Below are 21717 nucleotides of genomic sequence, written 5' to 3'. Positions count from 1 at the left end.
AAACAACTTGGGGATGAGGGATGTGTGGACTATTGAAATGGCGAATGTTTCAGTCGCTGCGAATCACGCGACGACGGAGACCGCCCGATCTTTACTTTGATTTTTCTTTCGATCCGCTTTCGCGGCCTCGGACTTGGTTCTTAACTCGGGCTCCATTTCCCGTCCCAAGAGAAGCGATCCCAATTCGATCGCGGCCCGACTGAGCGTGCTGCTGCGTCGGAAGATAATGCCCAAAGGGCGAACCAATTGGATTTCCGGGCAAGCGACCACGCGGATCGTTCCATTGGCCGTTTCACGTCGTACGGCGGCTTCGGGAACGATCCCCAAACCACGGTTGGCTTGGATCGCACGGACCATCGAATCGGCGTTGTCAAATTCCATCTGTGTGACAACCGAAATGCCGGCCCGTTTCAAACATTGGTCGATCGCTTGTCGCAACACCAAACCGCGTTCGAACCCAACCATCTCCATGCCGCTGAGCTCAGAAGCCGAAACCTCCGTGCGTTTCGCCAACGGGTGATCGGCGGAACAAACCAATCGCATGGGCTCAGATTGCCATGGGATGCATCCGAGCGTTTTGGTGGTTCGTGGAAAGCTCACCAATCCGAATTCCACGCCACCATCGAGAACCATTTGGACGACGCGTTGACTGCTACCAAACTCCGTTCGAACTTTCACGTCCGGATGCTGAGTCTCGAAAACTTTGGTGGCCTCGGGCATGTAGCTCAAACCCACCGAGTAGATCGCACCGACGGTGACGCTGCCCGTCAATCGTTCCCCGCGGAAACGCACGCGTTGTTCCAGTTCCTTGTACTGCCGAATGACATCGCGAACGCCGCAGAGATAAATCTCACCGGCCTCCGTCAAACCCAATGGACGACTCGAACGATCAATCAAGCTCGCACCAATGGATTCTTCCAACCCACTGATGGCTTGACTGACCGCGCTTTGTGTCAAACCACTATCGGCGGCAGCCTTCGAAAAACTGCGCTGATCGGCGACACGGCAAAACAATTCGAGCGTTCGGAACTGCAAAGACAACCTGCTGTATTAATTTTCCTTATGGTGAAACCCGCTAATTTCAGACGGGCTGATGAGGGAGAATAGCCAGGGATCGAAATTTGGTCAAGCGTTGCGTGTCCGCTGCAAATTTCGCCCGCGCAACGAAAAAGCTCGGGAGCGGTTTGAGTCCGCAAATCCCGAGCTTTTTGCAAGTTCCGGAGGTGACTCGTCGGCGGGCGATGGCGGGCTGCCTGCCGTCAAAATGGGCTGGCGGCAGCCGGCGAACCGTTCGAATCAGACATCAATTGGACGACTCATCGCGACTACTTATCGGCCCAGTAATCAATCACCACCACTTTTTCGAGGTGCGGCTTGAGAACTTCCACGAACGCCTTGTGGGCCGGATGCGGCAGGTAAGTTTCGCGATCCGCTTCGCTATCGAACGACACGAGGAAGCAATGGGTCAAACCATCGTTCAGGCCTTCAGGTGAGTTGTTGGTGCCAAATTCGAAATCAGCGATCTCTGGAATTTCGCTGGGCAGTTTGCGAAATGCATCGACCACCGTTTGGACATCTTCGTCCGAGCTGGTGGTTTTGAAGCCGAACATGACGACGTGACGCAACACCTTTTTCGATGCCTCCTTCTCGGCCCCGGTCGCGGATAACTGCATCACCGCAGCGATCAAACAACAAATTCCTAAACCAATGAACAAACGCATGACAAAATCTCAGAAGTGGCGGAAGTGAACGTTGGCTCCATTGTTCCTCCTCTGTGGCACCAGATCTAGTCGTGCGCACGAAATCGAAGGCCGCTGTGACATCGTTCCAAATGCGGGCTGCAATTTTTTACTTGTTCAGCATGGGTCAGCTCCCTAAAACCTGAACGGACATGCACGGATGCATTGACATTCAACTCCATCGAATCGTGGACATGTCATGCCGCTGAGCCCCACCCTGTCGTTCAAATCGAACGCTCGCCGAGCACCATATCTCGACTCGGAATTCCGCGGCTTCACGTTGGTGGAGTTGTTGGTAGTAATCGCCATCATTGGCATTTTGATCGCCTTGCTACTTCCCGCTGTGCAGGCAGCTCGCGAGGCCGCCCGTCGCATGAGCTGCGGCAACAACATGAAGCAAATTGGCCTGGGGCTGCACAACTATCATTCCGCATTCAACCAGTTGCCGATTCATGGTGTCGGGCCGACGGACGAAAATGACAACACCGCCGGACGTGCCTCCGCCAACGATGGCACCGGCTTCACGCGGATGGAACTGACCTACCTGGTCGGCCTGCTTCCGTTTGTGGAGCAGCAATCAATCTGGTCCATGATCAGCAATCCATTGATCGAAGACGACGGCGATATCTGGCCCGCATTTGGTCCCCGTCCGTGGACGATTGATTACCCGGCCTGGGCGACCGAGATCCCCACGTTCCGATGTCCGAGCGATCCTGGTTACGGATTGCCCGGCCTTGGTCGCACCAACTACGCCGCTTGCACGGGCGACGGATTCTACGAAGCCGAACACGGAGTGACCGTCTGGAACACCTCTGCAAATCGTTGGGAATACAACCAATCGCTCGCGTCGCAACGAGCCCGTTGTGGCCTTCGCGGTGCATTTGTTCCACGCAAATCGATGAAGTTCCGCGACTTCACCGACGGATTGAGCAACACCATCGCGGTCGGCGAAATCGCGACGGGGCTGGGTGACCGTGACAACCGAACGATTGGATTCACCAATGCAAAGGGAGGCTTCTTTCAGATTGCCAACAACCCGAAACGTTGCTTCGATCTCGGCTACATCGATCCGGAACGTCCGAACTATTGGACCGACGCGGCAAACGTTTACGCTCCGATTTCACAACGCGGTTTGCGATGGGCGGACTTCCACACGCTGCAGTCTCAATTCAATACGATCCTGGGCCCGAACTCTGAACTGTGCTTGGTAGGACATTCGGACACCTACGGTATTGCTCCGCCCAGCAGCTATCACGTGGGCGGTGTCCATGTCGTCATGTCCGATGGAGCGGTCAAGTTCATTACTGACTCGATCGAAGCCGGAGATTCTCGAATTCCTTGTGTCTATTGCAAAGCACTTTCTGGACAAACCAACAGCGTCACACCCGCCGGGTCGGAAAGCCCTTACGGACTATGGGGTGCTCTGGGGACACGCGCCTCGGGCGAGATCATCAACGGGGAGTTTTAAGCAATCGGTCATCGGGCGAAAAACTATTCCCCGGACTCAACGCACTCGCCGCATGTAGGCAATGAACTTGCGATCCAATTCTTGCAAGCTCATCCCCATCGCTTCTTCGAACATCTCAATTCGTTCACGAGGCGAGCTTTCGGACAGCGGCTTAGATTCGCTGAGCTGCTGCAGATACGCGATGAATTCTTTCCGCTGTGTCCGCAGCAGAAAATAGGTCAGTGCCCACGACTCCCCGTAGGCATTTTCCGCAGTCGCGACCGAGCGAAATCGCGAATCGTCAGAGACCAGCGTCGCGAGGGAGTCTCCTGGACGCGAAGGAACATAGCGACGGAAACGTCCCAGGTTGACCGCGTTCACTCGACCAATGCCGCGCCACCCCCGCGGGTTGCTGAAGTCGGGTGATTCGAAAAACATTGCCAAGCCTTCACTCACCCACATCGGATTGTCAGCGAATCGGGTTTGCAAACCACAGTTGTAGGCCAACTGGTGAGTCGCCTCGTGGATGATCGTTGCAATGTTGCGTTCAATATTGGGAACGCGAAACGTGATCATCCGGTTGCTTTCTAAATGGTAGTAACCAATCACGCTCTTCGCGGTGTCGCCAATTTCCTGGCTCGCGTAACGAACAAACTCGTCGTGGTTGGCCAACACAATGGCGACCAACGGATAGCGAGGCTCATTCAGCTCAACCTGCTGATTTCGCCAATAGCTGAAGAAGCCTCGATGAAGCTGCTCGAACAACACGCCGCAATCTCGCGCGTACGCTTCGTTCCCTTGATGCAGCAACAGGTAATTCGCGGTGCGATATACCTGAAAACCGGAGGGCAATTCCTCCAACATTCGACGCGCCATGGTGTCTTGGTCGATCGGCGGACCGGCCGGCTGCTCGACTCGGCTGACAATTTGGTCAGGCTGAATCGTCCACAGACGTCCCGCATCACATCGCGCCAACACACCACCATCGGCGGCCTCCACCAAAATTTCGGCGTCGATGGTGCGTTCCACAGAAGGATCTTGGTCACGGTCAGTGAATGTGATCACGTCCGCGAACGCGTGGCTTCCAACCAAGGCGCAGCATCCCAGCAGGACACCAACGCCAATCGAAATTCCGGAACGACAAACCACGAACAATTCCAAATCTTGACTTCCGGGCTCACCAATTCTCACAAGTGAACCAAACACACAAACCATGCCGTCATCGTTCTCAAGTCAACTACACGTCCAGCCGGATCACGCAACGAAAAATGGCGACGAGCAAAATGCCCATCGCCATTGTAAACGATCTTCAATGCGGCTCACGGCAGCCATCCTTTCCGCGAGCCAAATCCAAACCTATTGGCGGAAGTAATCCGCATAATCGTCGACTTCGGTGGGTTTGGTCGCAGCCCGGCGAACGGGCGTTGGTGTCCGTCGGACAGGTTGCAGCTCGCCATTTTCGAACGAAGTTTGACGGACGCTGGAACGGCGACTGGAAAGGCTCGCGGAATCATCCTCAAACGGATTTCGCATTTCGTCGAACAGCGAACCTGCACGACCGTTGGATGAACCGCCGCGAGTTCCCGTCGCGGGTGCCGGTGTCGGCACAACAGGCAACCCTGGCGAAGTCTTATGAATGGTGGTCTGCGGTGGATCCATCAAGGGCGTCACGTTTGGAGCGGGCGTTGGGATCGACTGGACCGTTGGCGTCATCGGATGCGGTGTCATGTGTTGCTCCACCACCGGTGACTCAAACGTTGGTTGGTTTCCATGGGCGGCATGCACATGTGTCGCCGCCGCGGAGCAATGGTTGCATGTTTGGCATCCAGTCTTGCAAGCTTGTTGCCGAGCCCGTTCACGTGGGGTGCCGCACAACAGATACGAACCGGCTTTCAAAACACCTTCCACGCCCCCGGCCGCCAGATCCAACGTTTGGTAAATCGGATTGCACTTTTGAACTCGATGACGAGTCAAGAAACCGCCTGAATCGCACTTGTTACATGCAGACGCAGTCGAAATCTCGCAGCCGCAACTGCCGTCCAAACCGCAACTGGGTTCCGCCGCGAAAAACGGTTCGACGCCGCACAGTGGCTCGGCTCCGCACTCAGGTTCCGCCTCACAACCGCAGCCAGCCAAACGGGCTCGGAGCGATGGGAACATCAATGGTGCTTCGCAACCGCATGCAGGCTCCAACCCACAAGTCGGTTCCTCCACACCAACCGTTTCACACCCGCAGGTTGCTGCTTCCAACCCACAGGCTGGTTCGCCACAGCCACAGGATTGTGCCCGCACGCTCGAGACATTGCTGGCGACCATCAACACGGCAACCAAAGCCGCCGCTGTGATTCGCCTTGTGAAACTCGCCCCCGAGATTGCTTGTTCGCTGCCAAGCATAGGGTTCGCTGGAAATACGTTTGAGAGGTTTCGCGACATCAGATTTCTGCTCCGTCGAAGTTTGGATGACTGACATCGCTTATCGACGAGGCAGGATCGTCAGGACCAAGACAATCCGAATGACATGTAAAGACGCCTCAACGAGCAACCTCGACCCAGACCGCGCATCTTAACGAGCAGCTTCGCAGTCTCCTTTAAGCGAACTCGTCTACCAATCAATAACACGAATCAATAACGCGGTACCGACGGATCGATCTGCACCGACCATTGGTCGATCCCGCCGGCTAGGTTTTGAGCGTTGTCGAAACCTTGTGCACGCAAGAACTGAGTCACCTGCATGCTGCGACCGCCGTGATGACACTGCACCACGATGTGGTCGTTGCGGTGCTCTTCCAATTCAGGCAAACGCTGTTGAATCTCGCTCATCGGCAGCAACTTTGATCCTTCGATGCGAGCTGTCTGGTACTCTTCCGTTTCCCGGACATCCAACAAGACGAACGACGCATCTCGGCTGCGCAAGGCTTCGAGGTCTTGGACCGTGATTTCGATGGGCAGGGCGGCGTCGCTGGTCATATTGCACTTTGGTTCAGATAGGGTCGCGGGTGGAACGTGGAGAGCTCCGTACCATCCTGCACGATTTCGTCAGTCTCGGAAAGCCGCACTGGACGCATCCGCCGGCATGCGCCAATCGCCTCGCGGCGACAAACTAACCGAACCAACCTTCGGTCCATCGGGCACGCAATTGCGTTTGAATTGATTTTGAAAGAATCGGCGAATGAAAGTTTCGGCCGTTTGCTCGATCACGTCATCTGAATGAGGCGAGTGGAACGTGGCCTGCTTCGCCAAAAAACACAACTTGGCCTGCCCACACCCGCCGCGAACGAAATGATAGAGAAAGAAATCGTGCAGTTCGTAAGGACCGATCGAGGCCTCCGTGCTCTGGCGAATTTCGCCGTCCTCCGTCGGTGGCAACAACTCCGGTGAAATCGGCGTGTCGGCGATTCGGTGCAGCGTTTCGTGCAAGGAATCGCGATAGGCGTGATCCGCCGCGTATTGAACGAGATAGCGGACGAGCGTCTTTGGCACGGAAGTGTTGACGTTGTACATCGACATGTGGTCACCGTTGTAAGTGCTCCATCCAAGAGCCTGCTCCGACAGATCCCCCGTGCCCAACACAAATCCTCGACTCATCAAGACCATCGTTCGCAAACGAGCCTGGACGTTTTCGAACTTGAGGTCTTTTGCATCCGATGCGACCTTTTGCAATCGAGTTTGCAACTCGTCGACCTCGGTCTGCTTGTCAATTTGTAAACCGAGGGGCGAATGCCCGATGTCCAAGAACGTACGCAACGCGAGCGGACGAATGTCGATGCTCTCGTACGAGACACCCAAACCACGAACGAGCTGAAGTGCACTGTCGTTGGTGTGGGCCGTGGTTCCAAACCCAGGCATGATGATCGCGTCGATGACCTGCCGGTCACGCTTCATTTGATCCACTGCGGACGCCGCGACCAGCAACGCCAACGTGCTGTCCAAACCACCCGACACACCAATTGACAAAGGCAAGTCAGCGGGCAACTGCTGCAATCGCTTCACCAAACCGGCAGTCTGGATCGCAAGAATTTCGGCGCACCGTTCTTCCCGTTTGGAGGTCTCGCTGGGCACAAACGGATGGGCGTCCACGTACCGGAGCAAACCATCAACGCCACTCTTCTGCTGTGGGTTCCGCTTCTCGGGCCCGGCTGAGTTGGCTGTCGACGCCTTCGTCACCACATTGGCCAACTCAATCGTTCGGTAGTCTCGCGGCAGAGACGCTTGGAAATCATCGAACGATCCTGTGACGCGTCGATCGTGATCCAATCGCTGCAAGTCAACGTCTCGAGTCAACTGCGTTTCGATTGGCAATGAATCAGCAACGCCGTCACCGATACGTCGTGATTCTCCGAGCAAAGCACCGTTTTCCGCGATCAGACAATGGCCGCCGAAAACAAGATCACTAGTCGATTCGCCGCCGCCCGCTGAAGCGTAGGCATACGCGGCCAACAGTCGTCCAGATTGACTGACCACCAAATCGCGACGCCACTGGGCCTTTCCAATCAGTTCATTGCTCGCGGACAAGTTTGCGATGACGTTGGCGCCGGCCAGTGCGGAATGGCTACTGGGCGGAACGGGAACCCAAAGGTCCTCACAGATCTCAACGGCGAGCTTCGCAGTGCCATGACGAAAGATCAAATCCGTCCCAAACGGAACGTCATCATTCCCCAAACGAACCTCAACTGGATCCGCTGGCGAAGCCGCTTTGAAATGGCGAGCCTCGTAAAACTCTCGGTAGTTCGGCAAAAACGTTTTTGGCACCAACCCCCGCACGCGTCCGCCGCAGACCACCGCCGCAACGTTCATCACGCTGGTGTTGACACGAAACGGCAAGCCCACCACCAACACCCCGGAATAATCTCGGGTCTGTTCCGCGACATGCAGAAGTGCGTCCTGCGATGCCTGCAAAAGCGTTTGCGTCGCAAAAAGATCACCGCAGGTGTAGGCAGACAAACCCAACTCCGGAAATACCATCAGGTCCGAATTGGATTCGCGGGCGATTGCATGGACGCTTGCGATCGTGGCTTCCGCATTGGCGCGCGGGTCGGCAACGGTCACTTTCGGAGAGACAACCGAGATTCGATAGAAACCGTGATCTTTCCGCTGCCGCGTGAACGTCGAGGGATCCGAGGAAGTCAAAACGAAGGTGTCTCGCAGTCAGAAGGTTTCCAAGTCGAATGCATGCTGCCTCACGCGAGGCACCTATTTTCGCCAAACCTACCGCAAAACGCCCGGTGGATAGGCATCACAACGACCAATGCATTTGTCCGGAACAGTATAGCAACCGTTGTCATTCGCACTTTCCGGCAAAGCGAACGCGGAAGCCAGAACGAATCATTCACCCGTAGAGAACAGCATTAGCCGTCCGCTTCGCCTTTGCGAAACCAGGACGCGCAACCTCGCAGCAACATCATCACCCGTTCCACCGGCACGCGTCTCACGTGGCCATGTCGGTCAACCTGCAGGATCGTTTCCATCTCCAAATCCATTGCCGACAGATAACCGCCACCGAAGCAATAGGTGTCCATGCAAACCAAATGGGTGTGCCGTAGAACCTCACCGCTTGGCTGGGGCGTGTGCCCCACGAAAACTCGCCTACCGGTGCAGTGTGGAGCGGGGAGTTGCGTTGGCAAGTGGGCCCAATATGTCAGTTCGTCGTCCTGCTCATGCACCTCGCATGTGGGGTTGTACATCGCATGGACGAAGATTTCTCGTTCCGTTTGGTGATGTGGCAACAATGCGTCGAAGAACTCGAGATGGTCGCCAGGGATCTTTTGGATCGAACCACCGTAGCTCGTGATGGTCGCCTTGCCACCACTGCGGAGCCACATTGCATCGTCCAATCCCCGCGCCACCACACTTTGTAGCATCCATTCATGGTTTCCGCGCAAAGCGACGACCTGGCATTTCGACTGAAGCTCGATTAACTGATCGACCACGTCGCGAGAATCGGGGCCTCGATCGATGTAGTCGCCGAGAAAAATCAGCTCATCATTCTGAGTGGGCGAAAGCACTTCGATCATTGATCGCAGCGCTTTCGCACAACCGTGGATGTCACCAATCACATACCGGGACATTCAATTGACACCCGGATCAAAACCTTGTTGCTCACTCGGAAAGGTCACATCCGGAGTGAGGTCTTGCAGGATTTCTTGTCCACATCGATGAACCAGCTTTTCCCAAACCTGATCGCTCGGACTGAAGATGGACTCGCCATCCGCCGGTGTGACCAACCATCCACCGTCGGCCAATTCGCCTTCGAGTTGCGACGGGCCCCAACCGGAATACCCAACGACGTAACGAACCTTCGCATCATCACGGCGAGACAATAGTCTCAAGTGATCTTCATCGGCCGTCACCCATGCCGGCACGTCGGCCCACTGAATCGACATCGATCCCCAAGGTTCGGCTGGATGGTCGTGCAACTGAGTCTTCGCTCCGGCTGGATCGTTCTCGTTCGCATCGCCAGGATCTGCACCGCAGGGATCACCGATGCCCGCGATGCTGTGGATCGCCATCACCGGACCATTGACCGGCCCACCCAAATAAATCTGATCCGGAAGAATCTCCTCTCCACTCCCGGGCAGCGAATCGCCGGAGGCGCCTGCCGCTTCATCAATACCGGGCGATTCAGCGGAGCCGCCTTCGCTTTTGGATCCAACGTTCCAGCTCGGATCGCTCATCGCGATGACTTCGCTGAAACGCTGGGGTCCCGGACGATTGATCACCACCCCGAACGCGCCTTCGTGGGTGTGTCGAATGATCAGCACCACCGACCGAAAGAAGTTGCCATCGTGCAAATAGGGCGACGCAATCAGAAAGCAACCGGTGCAGTTTGGGGATGCGTTCATCTCAAGCCCGGACCTGGAGGGAAGCAGCAATGCGTGAAAAAACGATGGGCGGAAAAACAGAAACCTGATTCAGCCCAAACCGTCCGCGGCTCAAGCTTGGTCGCGAAATTGATCCCGCCACAAGCAACCACCCCACGAGAGCCCAACACCGAACCCAACCAACATGTTCGTGGCCCCTCGGTTCAATTGGTCACGCTGACGCATTCGCTCGATCAAAATCGGCAAGGTGCAGGATACAGTATTGCCCACGTCGGCTAAATCGACCGGCAGACGCTCTGGCTCAATATTCATCCGCAGCCGAAGCTGATCCAGCATCTTCCAGGTCGCCTGATGAAATAGGTAATGGCCAATCCGGTCGTCGGTCAGCCCGTTGGCTTCCAAGATTTCGTCCACCAACCGCGGAATCGCGTCGACCGTGAAATTGATCAGGCTGGGGCCATCCATATACAAACGACTCTTCCATCGTTTTCGGTGCCGCGGGCGGATCGCGTCATCTGCGGGACGGCCGCCACCATAGCCAACGATCAACATGTCAGCCCCGCTGCCGTCGCTGCCGAATTGAAATCCCCACAGCGATGGCTCGTCCGCCGCGGTGATCAAAGTTGCTGCCGCCGCATCGCCAAAGATGGTTCGCAAACTACGATCGTTCTCGTCGATGTACTTGCTGTAGGTTTCCGCGGTGACCAACAGGACATTTCGAGCCACGCCAGATTGAATCAGTCCGTCGGCCATCGCGGTGCCGTAGACATAACCGCTGCACCCCAGATTGAAATCGATCGCCCCACATTGATTCTTCAATCCCAGGCGGTCTTGGAGCAAACACGCTGTGGTGGGAAGGGGGTAGTCAGGGGTCTGAGTGCAGAGCAGCACGAAGTCAATTGACGACCGGTCCAAACCTTCTCGTTCGAACAGTTGTTCGCACGCCTTCACCGCCAAGTCAGCAGCGGTTTCCTCGGGTGCCGCGATATGCCGTTGCTGGATGCCCGTCTTTTCAGCGATCAGGTCGAGGTCCCAGGAGGGAAACTGTTCCTGCAACGTGGCATTGTCTTCCACCTTTTCGGGTAGGTGCACCGAGATGGGACCGATCTGGGCGTACGACACGTTCGTCTCAGCGAAAGGTTAGGAAGGGAGGGGTTTCGGTCAATCGAAAGACGCGGAAGCGTACCAACGATTCCGCATCACCGGCAACTGACAAAGACGCCTCCCACCGTTTGGGCACAAAAAAAACCACGCCCGATCAAGTCGGGCGTGGTTTTTTGAGAGCGGCTGATCGGATTCGAACCGACGACAATCACGTTGGCAACGTGATGCTCTGCCAACTGAGCTACAGCCGCGTTTCAGTTGTGTGGGCGACAGTATAGGGACCATCGGTTTTGTCGCAAGTCGACTTGAAAGGTTTTTTAACGGCTTGTCGATCATCGCCGGAAAACACTACACTTTGCCGCTGCAAGAAACGGCCCCTGAAGCAGGAGGCCCTCCGGTCGAAGCGTCCGATCACCCGGTCTTTCGATTTCGCTTCCCGATTTTATCGAGAGCCAGTTCCGGTTCGATCGATTCGTTTTTCTAACACAAGGTTTAAAATCAGGATGTCCACGTCTTTCGACACCGATTCCACGCCCGCCGAAGACGCGGCTGCTCCCGTCAAAGACCCGCTGCAGTTGAACATGGAGGTGTCCAAACCTCATGCCTGTTTGCGTGAGGTTGTTGTGACGATTCCCCGTGGCGAGGTCGATCGCTACATGAAGGACGCTTACGACGAATTGGTACCGGAAGCTCAGGTTCCCGGTTTCCGCGCCGGTCGTGCGCCTCGCAAGTTGGTCGAGAAACAATTCAAAGACCGCATTGAAGATCGCGTCAAAGGCTCGCTGTTGATGGACAGTTTGGCCAAGGTCACCGAAGACGCTGAATTTTCGGCAATCGGTGAACCCGACTTCGCTTACGACTCCATCAAGCTGCCAGAAACAGGCGACTTCAAGTACCAGTTCAGCATCGAAGTGCGTCCTGAGTTCGCCACCCCAGACTGGAAAAAGCTGGAACTGAAGAAACCCGTCGAAACCATCTCTGACGACGACGTGGCCGCCGCTCTTCAACGAGTCCTTTCGCGTTACGCATCGCTAGAAGCCAGCGACGCTCCCGCCGAGCTTGGCGACCGTTTGCTGCTGACCGCGGTCTTCAAAGACGGTGACAAGGTCGTCTCCGAAATGGAAGAAGAACGCGTCACCTTGGCGAACCGCCTGAGCCTTTCGGACGCCGTTTGCGAAAACTTCGGCGAAATGATGAAGGACTGCAAGGAAGGCGATGTCGTCACCGGCAAAGTCAAGCTGAGCGAAGGCCATGCCGACGAGGAAATGAAGGGCAAAGAACTCGACGCGACCTTCACTGTCGTCGAAGTCCTGAAAGAACAGTTGCCTGAACTGACCGCTGAATTCCTCGACGAATTGGGCGAATTCGAATCGGAGGACGAACTGCGTGACTTCGTTCGCCAATCGCTCGAGCGTCAAGCCAACTTCCGCACTGAACAAGCCATGCGTGGCGCGATCGTCGAGAAACTGCTCGAAGCGGCCGACTTCGACCTGCCACCAACGCTGGTCCGTCGTCAAATGAAACGTGAATTGGACCGCAAGGTTCTCGAGTTCCGCCGCAGCGGTTTCGACGACGACATGATTCGCCGCTTCGTCAACGCGACCAAGCAAAACATGCAAGAAGGTACCGAAGCCTCGTTGCGTGAACACTTCATCTTGGAACAAATCGCCGACGAAGAAAAAATCGACGCCGAACCACAAGAATACGAAGACGAAATCATGCTCATCGCAGAGCAAAGCGATTCGTCACCTCGACGTGTTCGCGCTCGATTGGAGAAGACCGGCCAAATGGACGCTCTTCGCAACCAAATCGTCGAACGCAAGGTCATCGAACTGATCACCGAAGCTGCCACCGTGACCGACGAACCCGTCGAAAAAGAATCGGAAGCCGCCAACGAAGAGTTCGCTGTGTATCACGAAGTCGTCCCCACCAAGGATCACGACGCGATTCCAGAAGCGAAGTACGACGACAACACGCCGAAGGGTGCTGAACCAGAAGAGAAGGAAAAAGACTGATCGTCTTTCCGTTTTCTGAATAGCTTCAATTGCTAATTCATCAACACCTGGTCACTCTCCGTGGCCAGGTGTTTTTCATTGGCCTCGAGCCAAAGTCAGCCGAGCACCGACACGCATGTCTCGTCTTCGCACGGCACCACGCTCGCAGTGCGACACGAACGACGCCAGAGAGAAATTTTGCCGGGATCGATCAGACCGCATCGATCGCTGTTGTCACACACGTCCCCACGAACGCCCCAGCAATCTGGAAAGCAACCCTCTCGTTCAAGGCGATGCTTTTCACGCAACCGAACAGAACCCGCCAAAGCGACCCACACATCGTGAGCCTGAGCTTTTTGCAGAATGTCTGTTAGTCGTTGCCGGTCCAAATGATCAGGCAGACGCCGACCGTCTTTGACAAAAGTGTCGATCAGCAGGCGACTTCGACCGCTTTCGATCACGGCATCGAGGACTTCTTCCGGCGTGATCGTTGTGGCGGTCTCGTGGTCCGCGTAGGCGACGGGCACCAGAGCCACGGACTCGGGAACGGGCAACTGGTCCCACAGCCTTTGCAGCCATTCCCCCGACCGGCAACCACTGGGCCCCGCCTTGGCGAACGTGAACTCAGCGGGCACCTGGCTGGCCACCTGCATCGCGGATTCTGATTCCCCCAACGCAGCCGACAACATTACGCCCGCCCCCGCGAATGCTGCCACCGCCTCGCTCCAAACATGGGGATCGCAAGCCGCCAAAGCTCCACGGAGCGGTTCTTTGAAATCGACAATGTCGACGCCACCGTCAACTGCCAACTGAGCCTCGTGGAGATTCCGAACGCTCACCAGCAGACGTGACTTTCGCTTCGATTTCTCGCTCGCCGATGGACGACAATCCAAATCGGAAGGTCGCGGGGAACCAAGTTCCATCAATTCAACTCCAAGGCTTTCTCTTCCTGTTCATGGCTGCATCCGATCGACCCGAAGCGGGCAGCAAGTTACAGTCATCGTCAGAATCGCGTTCTGAAAACGCAACTTATGTGAAATCTATGTCGAACAACAAGCCACCGGATCCGCCGCGGTGAACTACGACTCCATCGAAACGCCTTCGCAATTCCAGCAATTTTGCGAAGCCATCGCGAATGAACCGGTCATCGGTTTTGACACCGAATTCGTTTCCGAAGACTGCTACCGCCCCGAACTGTGCCTGATCCAGGTTGCCGCCGGCGAGCATCTCGCGGTGATCGACCCCTACAAAGTCGGCGACACGCAAGCGTTCTGGGACATCCTGACGGATGACCAAGCTCCCGCTGGCAAACGAGTTGTCATCGCTCACGCGGCACGCGAAGAGATTCGCTTTGCCTACCGCTTTTCCGGTCGCCCCATCGCCGGACTATTCGACACCCAACTCGCCGCCGGATTTGTCGGCATCGAGTACCCCGCTTCTCTGGCAACGCTTGTTCAAAAACTGGTTGGAAAGACGCTTCCCAAAGGCGAAACCCGAACCAATTGGCGACATCGCCCGCTGACCAAGGACCAAATCACCTACGCATTGCACGACGTCACCAATCTGGCAGAAATGCATCGCAAACTGTTCGCTGATGTGCAGTCGCTCGATCGAGTCGAATGGCTCGACGAAGAAACGACCCGACTGCAAAACAAAGTCATCGACGCGGAAGAAAGTGAAAACTGGCAACGCGTCAGTGGCAGCTCCGGACTGAAACCAAGACAGCTCGAAATCATTCGGCATCTCTGGCGCTGGCGTGAAGAGATTGCTCGATCCAAGAACCGTTTACCACGCCGCGTCATGCGAGACGACTTGATGGTGGAACTTGCCAAACGCGGTTCACCAGATGTCAAAAAGATCCGCAACATTCGAGGCATGGAACGCCGCGGCTACAACGACCAGTACAACGAGATCGGCGATGCCATCGCGGCGGCGCTAAAAGTTCCCGATGAACAACTGCCTCGCCGAGCACGCGGGCGGTCTCGCAGCGCATCGCCAATGCTAAGCCAATTCCTATCGACTTCGATCGCTTGCATCAGCCGACAACAAAAACTCGCTCCAGCGATCGTTGGTAATTCAGATGACGTGAAGGAACTGCTGGCCTACGAATTGGATCCACGTCGCGGTTCACCGACACCGGCCCTGCTCAAAGGATGGCGAGGTGACATCGTCGGTTCCGCCTTTCGAAAAATCCTTCGCGGCGAACTGGCAATTCGCGTGGCCGACACCAGTGAACAGCAACCGCTTGAGTTTGTCGAATGCGAAGCGGCACCGCAGTCATCCAACGACTGATAAGCCCCCGCACGTTGCGAATCTTCGCGGCATGGCCGTGACCAATCTGGCGATACCCGCACGTCATTCGACAATCACTCATGAACGTGATACTGCGGATCACGGTCATGGTGTCGTTGATTGATATGAACGTGCAATTGTGGATGGTTTTGAAACAACCAATCCCAACCTGTTTCGGTGATCCCTGAATCGTCGAGGTAGAGCGATTCTAAATGAGGCAGCTCGACCAAGACCTTCAGCCCCTCATCGCTCACCGGAACACCAATCAGGTGAATCCCCCGGAGGGATTTGACCTCCAGCAAAGCTCGGCAAACCTCGTTGCCCAGCAACGTCGATCCCAATCGCAATTGCCTCAGCTTGGGAAGCTTCGACAAGGACCGGACCCCTTCTTCCGTCAGCTTGCTATGGGGAAGATTCAAAAACCACAAAGTCTCGCATTTCAACAAGGGTTCCAACCCGGCGTCAGTGATTGGCGATAGCCGCAATCGGACGTGCCTCAGCTCGGGAATCTCAGCAATTGTTTCCATTCCTTTGTCGGTGATGACACCTTCATCGATCAGCACGGTTTCAAGCATCGGCAACTCCGTAATCTGAGGCTCGTCCCCGCCCAAACGCGAAAAGCGATCCGATGGCGGCAACGGTGCGGAGTTTTCGTCGTGGTCATCCGGCGACTCGCCCCCGGACTCCTCAGCGAGTGATTCGAGGTGCTGACGCAATTCGCTGCGTTGCTTCGCCGCATCCTTCAGCTGATCGAATGGCAGTTTCTTTAGGTCCTCATCTTTGATTGGATAAGACACCGTGTGCAATTGCTTCGACACGCCATCAAGCACTCGCTGAATTTGTTCCGCGTAGAGTTCCTCTGGCTTTGGCGGTTCTGGCGGTGGCTTGGGCGTTTCGATCGGACGCGTCGCCCACCATCCGAGGCCAAGCACCGCGACGACAACCAACGCCACGCACAAACGTGCGGGGGTCCAGAAAGCGATCAATCGCTGCTTCAGCGGGACACGGACCGCGGGCTGATCTTCGTCATCCGTGTCCACCACGTCGCCCAGCTCGTCAGACTCATCATCGTCCTCCTTAGCGTCATCGGCAGCGGACGGTTCTTCGGCGGAGACCTCGTCCTCACCGCCGGGTTCACCGCTAGCGTCTTCATCGCCACTGGCACTGGAATCACCCCCAGCGGACGTCTCTGATTCGACATCCGGTGCTTCCTCGCCACCGAGCTTGCTGTTGTCGGTTTCTTTGGTCTCGTCTTCGGCTGGTTCGTCGCCAGGTGGTTTGGTTGACATGAACGAGCCCCTATGAGTGCGAGAAGCCAACTCGACGGATTGCGGTGTCTCGATTCGCGGTGATACCGAAACGCAATCGGACAGACACTCCGATTGAAGTGATCACTTTGCCAAACTTGTTGGATGAGTTCCAGACGAATCGATGCTCGTGCGGAAAGCGAGCGGATGATGAGCGAGACATCGGAGCGCCGCCGAGCGACGCTCCGATGCACTCAAAAGTTCACTGAGAAGCATTCTCGCTGAGACGATTGACCCAGTAACCGTCGCAACGACTTGTGAGCTTCCGTTGCAATGCAACGAAGGAACCATTCCCGCAAACGATTCCTTGGCAGCGAACTCTTAGTTTGGCTCTTCAAATTGGTTGGATAGAAAGGTGGGCGACGGAAGCGATGTTCCGCCGATGAAGGTGGGTTACCAATGGCGACAAATGAGTGTCAACGCCGAAAAACACCTGGTCGAAAAAAATTCATCTTTCAAGTTGTTTCACGGTTCGTTTCACGCCAGCAATCCAAGCTGCTTCCCACCGCCATGAACAGCCAATTTGCCTTGCGGCCCCGTCGTTTCGGCCACGATTGGGACGTCGCACCAACGCATCAAATCCTCATGGTTCGACGAACAGGACGGATCAAGCGACTCGTCCAACCGATTCAAAATCACGCCATCCACTGGCAAGCCATCGGCCTTGGCGGCTCGCGTCGTGGAAATCACCTGATGCAGAACGCCCAAACGATCCGGAGCCACCAACAAGACGTAGAACGCGTGGCCCGCCGCCATCGCTCGCGTTCGCATGATCTTTGCCAGATCGATGTTGAGCCAGTCTTTGCTGATTGGACTGAAGTAACCTCCCGCACCTTCGATCAATAAATCATCGACGGGATTGTCCGTATCGTTGCACCACGCCAGCATGCCTTTCACCAGCTTGAACTGATCAACTCTCCTGCCTTCGCGAAACGCGGCTTCGGGTGGTGCAACAGGCGTCAGGAACTTTTGGGGGCACACGTCGGCCAAAGTTTTTGGACGAGATGCCGCTTGCCATAACACATCCGCATCGACACTATACCGCTCGCCGTCGGAAAGCTCGTCACATCCGCTGGCGACGGGCTTGTAAACTCCCACCCGACGCTTTCCCGCCAACAAGAACTCGGCCAACCGCGCCGTGCAGTAGGTCTTGCCGATCTCCGTATCGGTTCCGGTTACAAAATAGAGATTTGCCATGAGTCATTCGGTCAGGTTGTCGTTGGTTCAGATGCGAGACACGGGCTCGAAAGACAAGTCGATCGAAGCCACGATCGGCTGGATCGAAAAAGCCGCTGCGGATGGCGGGCAAGTCATCTGCCTTCAGGAATTGTTTGCCACCTGCTATCCCTGTCAAAGCGAAGACCATGCGAATTTTGATTTGGCGGAATCGATCCCCGGTCCAACAACCGAAGCTTTGCTTCCGGTCGCCAAACGATTGGGTGTGGTGATTGTCGCGCCCATCTTCGAGCGTCGTGCTCCCGGCGTTTACCACAACAGCGCGGTGGTGATCGATGCCGACGGCAGTGTGGCGGGTGTGTACCGCAAAATGCATATCCCCGACGACCCGTTGTACTACGAGAAGTTCTATTTCATACCCGGCGACTTGGGATTCAAAGTCATTCCCACGCGATTCGCGAAACTGGGAGTCGGCATTTGCTGGGATCAATGGTTCCCCGAAGCCGCCCGACTTTTCGCGATGGCGGGCGCCGACATTTTGCTTTACCCCACTGCCATCGGATGGATCAACGAAGAAAAAGAGGAATACGGCGAAGGGCAACGTGACGCTTGGATCACCGCCATGCGAGCCCACGCCATCGCCAACGGGATCTATCTGGGTGCACCTAACCGAGTCGGCAGCGAAGGCCCGGTTGAGTTTTGGGGTTCATCGTTCATCGCCTCACCACGCGGTGAGATCCTTGCACAAGGCGACTGTGAAAGCGACCAAATCATCACCGCCGACTGCCCTCTGGCGGACATTGATGTGGTGCGAACCCATTGGCCGTTCCTGCGGGACCGTCGCATCGACGCCTACGGCGACCTGACCAAACGCTGGATTGACTGAAACAACCTTGGCCCGCCAGTTTGCTCACTGGTTCAAGGCATGTCGCGATGTGATGTCCAACATCGCATCGTGAATCTTGCCATTGCTAGCCAGGATCGTGGTGCTTTGCAGCGGCAAGTCTTCTCCGGTGGCGGTTGTGACTCTTCCGCCAGCTTCCTGAATGAACAGAACTCCCGCCGCGAAATCCCATGGCGAAAGTTTGTATTCGAAGAAAGCGTCGAACGAACCGTTGCCGACTTGGCACAAATCCAGTGACGCGGTTCCAAAGCGGCGGATGCCGTGAATGTCATTCTCAAAACACTCCGCGACGGCCGCCAACGTCGCTCGCATCATCTTTCCGCGATCGTAATAGAAACCGCAACCAATCATCGATTGGTTCAGCGTGGCAGCTTCGCTGACCTTCACGCGAGTCCCGTTATGAAACGCCCCTTCGCCACGAACCGCCGTGAACCAATCCTCGCGAATGGGGTTGTAGACCGCTCCCGCGATGGGCACGCCTGATTCGTAGTAAGCCACCGACACGGCAAAGTGTGGCAGGTGATGAGCGAAATTGTTGGTGCCATCGAGTGGATCGATCACCCACAAGTGCTTGGCGTTTGGATCCCCGTTCTGCAGGTCCTCTTCGCCCAACAGTTCGTGGTCCGGGAATGCGTCGCGAATCGTATCAGCGACCTCCTTTTCACTTTCCAAGTCCGCATCACTGACCAAGTCATAGCTCTTACCACCGCCATCGGCTTTGTTGCGGATCGTCACTCCGTTTTCGAAGTATCGCCTCAGTATTTCACCGCCGGATTGAGCCGCCTTGATCGCGGTATCGATGAAGTCGTTTTTCCCCAACGAATTCTCTGTCATTTTGGTTCCTTGGAAACTCTCAACCGAGGGCTTCAATCTGATACTCTAGGTGGGTCATCCCCGACTTCTGTCCCAGTCACTCTGTGAGACCAATCGTGGTGAATCGATTCTTGACCGCTTGGATGTTTGCTTGTTGTTTTTTGATGGTTCCCTCCGCCATTGCCAAGGGGGACGAAACAAGCTCAAAGCCGGCCACTCCTCTTCAACCTTCGGCCACGCCCAAAGCCCCCGAGCCAAAGCAAGCGGAGACGCCTCCCGATGAACCTGAACCGATGACAATCGGATCCGTGGCTCCTTCGTTGGACATCGAACACTGGGTGGGCGAGGAGCCTTCCCCGATGACAGATTTCGAACCTGGTCAAGTCACCGTCGTGGAATTTTGGGCGACCTGGTGCGGCCCCTGTCTGTATAGCATGCCTCATCTTGCTGAACTTCAAACCCGTTATCGCGACGAAGGATTGCGAGTCGTCAGCGTCAGCCGTGAAGACTTGGAAACGGTCACAAACTTTCTCGACAAAGAAGTCCCTGAAACGATCCTCCATCCGGGCAAAAAAGAAGCGGAGACAGACGAGAGCGAAGAAGAGCCCGATGAGGATCAAGAGCCAATCACTTATGGTGAACTCACTTCGGCCTACAGCCTGACGACCGATCCAGACGCCTCCGTGCACACGGATTACATGAAAGCAGCCAACCAGAACGGCATTCCCACCGCGTTTATTGTGGGCAAGGACGGGCATGTTGAATGGATTGGCCATCCAATGAGCATGGACTCTGCTTTGGAGGCGGTACTGAACAACCAGTGGGACCGAGAAGCCGCCAAGGAAGAATTCGAAAAAGAAACCCAGATGAAATTGGCCTACCGTGAATTGGTTCTGGCTCAGCGAGCCGGGAAGCACGAGTTGGTGGCTGAAATGTTAGAAGAAAACACGGAGCTCTTCGCAGCCAGCAAGTACGAGAACGCCATCGAGTCTCTCGCTTTCGCGAATACCTTGGCTCTTGGCCAAGCCGAGAAAGCCTTGGCTACGATCGAAGAGAAAGTTGCCGCCACCCCGAACGACGCGGTCGCAATCAGCAGCTGGGCACGCAGTGTTGCTCAAGCCGTCCGGGCTGGACAAATGGAAAATGAAAAGGTGCTTCAAACAACCATTGATGCCTTGGAGTCTGCTCTCGCTTACCAAGAAGAGAACTCCCCCGAGTCACTGCCGAACCAATGGATGGCGATGAATGCGATGGCCTACCTCCAGGCCGCAGCCGATGACAAGGAAGCGGCGATCGAGTGGCAAACCCGAGCCCTCGAAGTGGCTCCGGAAGTGCGTCGTCGTTTCCTGCAACCGTTTCTGGATGAGCTGACGAGTTCCGACAAAAAAGAAGAATCGGAGGAAACGGAAACCGCTGCTGAGACGGAATGAACGTCCGCCGAGGGCTCAAACAATTGGATCGCCAAAAGGCCGTCGTCCTTGCCACTTTGGGATGCATGTTGCTTTCGCTGTATCGGGCTCCTTATCCGAACGAGCAATGGCTGCAACACATTCCAACCATCGGCATGCTCGGCGGCCTGTGGTGGTCCAGTTCGCAGGCTCGGCTTTCGTCCATCGCGTTCACTTCTGCAATCGCTTTTGTATTGATGCACATCTTGGGGGCACGCTGGATTTACTCCTTCGTGCCCTACGACGACTGGTCACAAAGCTTATTCGGCGGTTCGCTTTCCGAACGCATGGCCTGGCAAAGAAACCATTACGACCGATTGGTGCATTTCGCGTCGGGTTTGCTCGGCGTTCCCGTTGCGTTCGATGTTCTATCTGAAAAGCTTCGCGATCCAATTCGCGAAACGCGGCCTTCCTTTTCGAATGGATGGCTTTGGTTCCTATCGGCATCGATTGTCTTGGCGGTTGGAGCCGCTTACGAAGTCCTCGAATGGCAAATCGCCATGTTCTTTTCGCCCGCGCAGGCCGAAGCGTACAACGGCCAGCAGGGCGACATGTGGGACGCTCAAAAAGATCTGCTTCTCGCCGGCCTGGGAAGCTTGTCGGCCATCGGCATTCACCGGATCTGGCTCGAATTGAAACGCGAGTGACTCTGTCATCTTGACGGATACGGTCGCG

Annotated in this window: 19 protein-coding genes and 1 tRNA gene; 6 read left to right on the top strand and 14 right to left on the bottom strand. The window is 55.9% G+C overall.

The window, feature by feature from the left end:
* Window positions 1-63: 63 nt before the first annotated feature.
* Together LOC70_RS20265 and LOC70_RS20260 are read right to left on the bottom strand one after the other, a co-directional pair.
* A complete protein-coding gene (locus tag LOC70_RS20265; RefSeq protein ID WP_255716511.1) occupies window positions 64-1035 on the bottom strand; it encodes a LysR family transcriptional regulator in 972 nt (323 codons plus the stop codon).
* 290 nt (window positions 1036-1325) lie between these two features.
* Window positions 1326-1721 (bottom strand): Dabb family protein, encoded by a 396-nt coding sequence (locus tag LOC70_RS20260; RefSeq protein WP_230255789.1) that lies wholly within the window; start codon window positions 1719-1721, stop codon window positions 1326-1328.
* 217 nt (window positions 1722-1938) lie between these two features.
* Here LOC70_RS20260 and LOC70_RS20255 point away from each other — a divergent pair, with 217 nt between their 5' ends.
* Window positions 1939-3207, top strand: coding sequence for a DUF1559 domain-containing protein (locus LOC70_RS20255; RefSeq protein ID WP_230255788.1), 1269 nt, complete (start codon window positions 1939-1941; stop codon window positions 3205-3207).
* 36 nt (window positions 3208-3243) lie between these two features.
* Here LOC70_RS20255 and LOC70_RS20250 read toward each other — a convergent pair whose 3' ends face one another.
* The 8 genes from LOC70_RS20250 to LOC70_RS20215 form a co-directional block, all read right to left on the bottom strand.
* Entirely contained in the window at window positions 3244-4401 is a 1158-nt protein-coding gene (locus LOC70_RS20250) for a DUF1570 domain-containing protein (protein WP_390889062.1), read from the bottom strand.
* Window positions 4402-4542: 141 nt separating this feature from the next.
* Entirely contained in the window at window positions 4543-5346 is an 804-nt protein-coding gene (locus LOC70_RS20245; RefSeq protein ID WP_230255787.1) for a crotonobetainyl-CoA--carnitine CoA-transferase, read from the bottom strand.
* Window positions 5347-5808: 462 nt separating this feature from the next.
* Window positions 5809-6153 carry a rhodanese-like domain-containing protein gene (locus tag LOC70_RS20240; RefSeq protein ID WP_230255786.1) on the bottom strand — a complete coding sequence of 115 codons (345 nt, stop codon included), beginning with the start codon at window positions 6151-6153 and terminating at the stop codon, window positions 5809-5811.
* A 69-nt stretch (window positions 6154-6222) separates the two neighbouring features.
* Window positions 6223-8313, bottom strand: a complete 2091-nt coding sequence (locus tag LOC70_RS20235) for an NAD(+) synthase (RefSeq protein WP_230255785.1) — start codon at window positions 8311-8313, stop codon at window positions 6223-6225.
* Between the two features lie 218 nt (window positions 8314-8531).
* Window positions 8532-9251, bottom strand: a complete 720-nt coding sequence (locus tag LOC70_RS20230) for a metallophosphoesterase family protein (RefSeq protein WP_230255784.1) — start codon at window positions 9249-9251, stop codon at window positions 8532-8534.
* On the bottom strand, window positions 9252-10025 hold the full coding sequence (locus LOC70_RS20225; protein WP_230255783.1) for a YqgE/AlgH family protein: 774 nt from the start codon (window positions 10023-10025) through the stop codon (window positions 9252-9254). It abuts the gene before it with no gap.
* A 90-nt stretch (window positions 10026-10115) separates the two neighbouring features.
* Window positions 10116-11126, bottom strand: coding sequence for a ketoacyl-ACP synthase III (locus tag LOC70_RS20220; protein ID WP_230255782.1), 1011 nt, complete (start codon window positions 11124-11126; stop codon window positions 10116-10118).
* A gap of 160 nt (window positions 11127-11286) precedes the next feature.
* Window positions 11287-11359 (bottom strand) — tRNA-Gly (locus LOC70_RS20215).
* 252 nt (window positions 11360-11611) lie between these two features.
* Here LOC70_RS20215 and tig point away from each other — a divergent pair.
* Window positions 11612-13123 (top strand): trigger factor, encoded by a 1512-nt coding sequence (gene tig / locus LOC70_RS20210; protein ID WP_230255781.1) that lies wholly within the window; start codon window positions 11612-11614, stop codon window positions 13121-13123.
* Window positions 13124-13218: 95 nt separating this feature from the next.
* Here the strand turns inward: tig and LOC70_RS20205 are convergent, their stop codons facing one another.
* Entirely contained in the window at window positions 13219-14025 is an 807-nt protein-coding gene (locus LOC70_RS20205) for a (5-formylfuran-3-yl)methyl phosphate synthase (protein WP_230255780.1), read from the bottom strand.
* 151 nt (window positions 14026-14176) lie between these two features.
* Here LOC70_RS20205 and LOC70_RS24530 point away from each other — a divergent pair, with 151 nt between their 5' ends.
* Complete coding sequence (locus tag LOC70_RS24530) at window positions 14177-15394, top strand: ribonuclease D (RefSeq protein ID WP_230255779.1); 1218 nt, start codon at window positions 14177-14179, stop codon at window positions 15392-15394.
* Window positions 15395-15468: 74 nt separating this feature from the next.
* Here LOC70_RS24530 and LOC70_RS20195 read toward each other — a convergent pair whose 3' ends face one another.
* Window positions 15469-16683 carry an adenylate cyclase gene (locus LOC70_RS20195; RefSeq protein ID WP_230255778.1) on the bottom strand — a complete coding sequence of 405 codons (1215 nt, stop codon included), beginning with the start codon at window positions 16681-16683 and terminating at the stop codon, window positions 15469-15471.
* A 495-nt stretch (window positions 16684-17178) separates the two neighbouring features.
* The gene (gene bioD / locus LOC70_RS20190) at window positions 17179-17898 is read right to left on the bottom strand and encodes a dethiobiotin synthase (RefSeq protein ID WP_230255777.1); all 720 of its coding nucleotides are present in this window, start codon (window positions 17896-17898) and stop codon (window positions 17179-17181) included.
* On the opposite strand from bioD, the gene LOC70_RS20185 reads away from it, so the two are divergent.
* Entirely contained in the window at window positions 17897-18763 is an 867-nt protein-coding gene (locus LOC70_RS20185; protein WP_230255776.1) for a carbon-nitrogen hydrolase, read from the top strand. The genes bioD and LOC70_RS20185 overlap by 2 nt on opposite strands.
* Before the next feature lie 24 nt (window positions 18764-18787).
* Here LOC70_RS20185 and LOC70_RS20180 read toward each other — a convergent pair whose 3' ends face one another.
* Entirely contained in the window at window positions 18788-19615 is an 828-nt protein-coding gene (locus LOC70_RS20180; protein WP_230255775.1) for an inositol monophosphatase family protein, read from the bottom strand.
* 272 nt (window positions 19616-19887) lie between these two features.
* On the opposite strand from LOC70_RS20180, the gene LOC70_RS20175 reads away from it, so the two are divergent.
* Both LOC70_RS20175 and LOC70_RS20170 read left to right on the top strand, forming a co-directional pair.
* Window positions 19888-21024, top strand: a complete 1137-nt coding sequence (locus LOC70_RS20175) for a TlpA disulfide reductase family protein (RefSeq protein ID WP_230255774.1) — start codon at window positions 19888-19890, stop codon at window positions 21022-21024.
* Window positions 21021-21689, top strand: a complete 669-nt coding sequence (locus tag LOC70_RS20170; RefSeq protein WP_230255773.1) for a DUF2238 domain-containing protein — start codon at window positions 21021-21023, stop codon at window positions 21687-21689. Before LOC70_RS20175 ends, LOC70_RS20170 begins: the two co-directional genes overlap by 4 nt.
* Window positions 21690-21717 lie beyond the last annotated feature (28 nt).

The sequence above is a fragment of the Rhodopirellula halodulae genome, assembly GCF_020966775.1.
GTDB classification, from domain to species: Bacteria; Planctomycetota; Planctomycetia; order Pirellulales; family Pirellulaceae; genus Rhodopirellula; species Rhodopirellula halodulae.
Note: the sequence above shows the minus strand (reverse complement) of the source record. Positions and strands in the feature narration are given on the sequence as shown.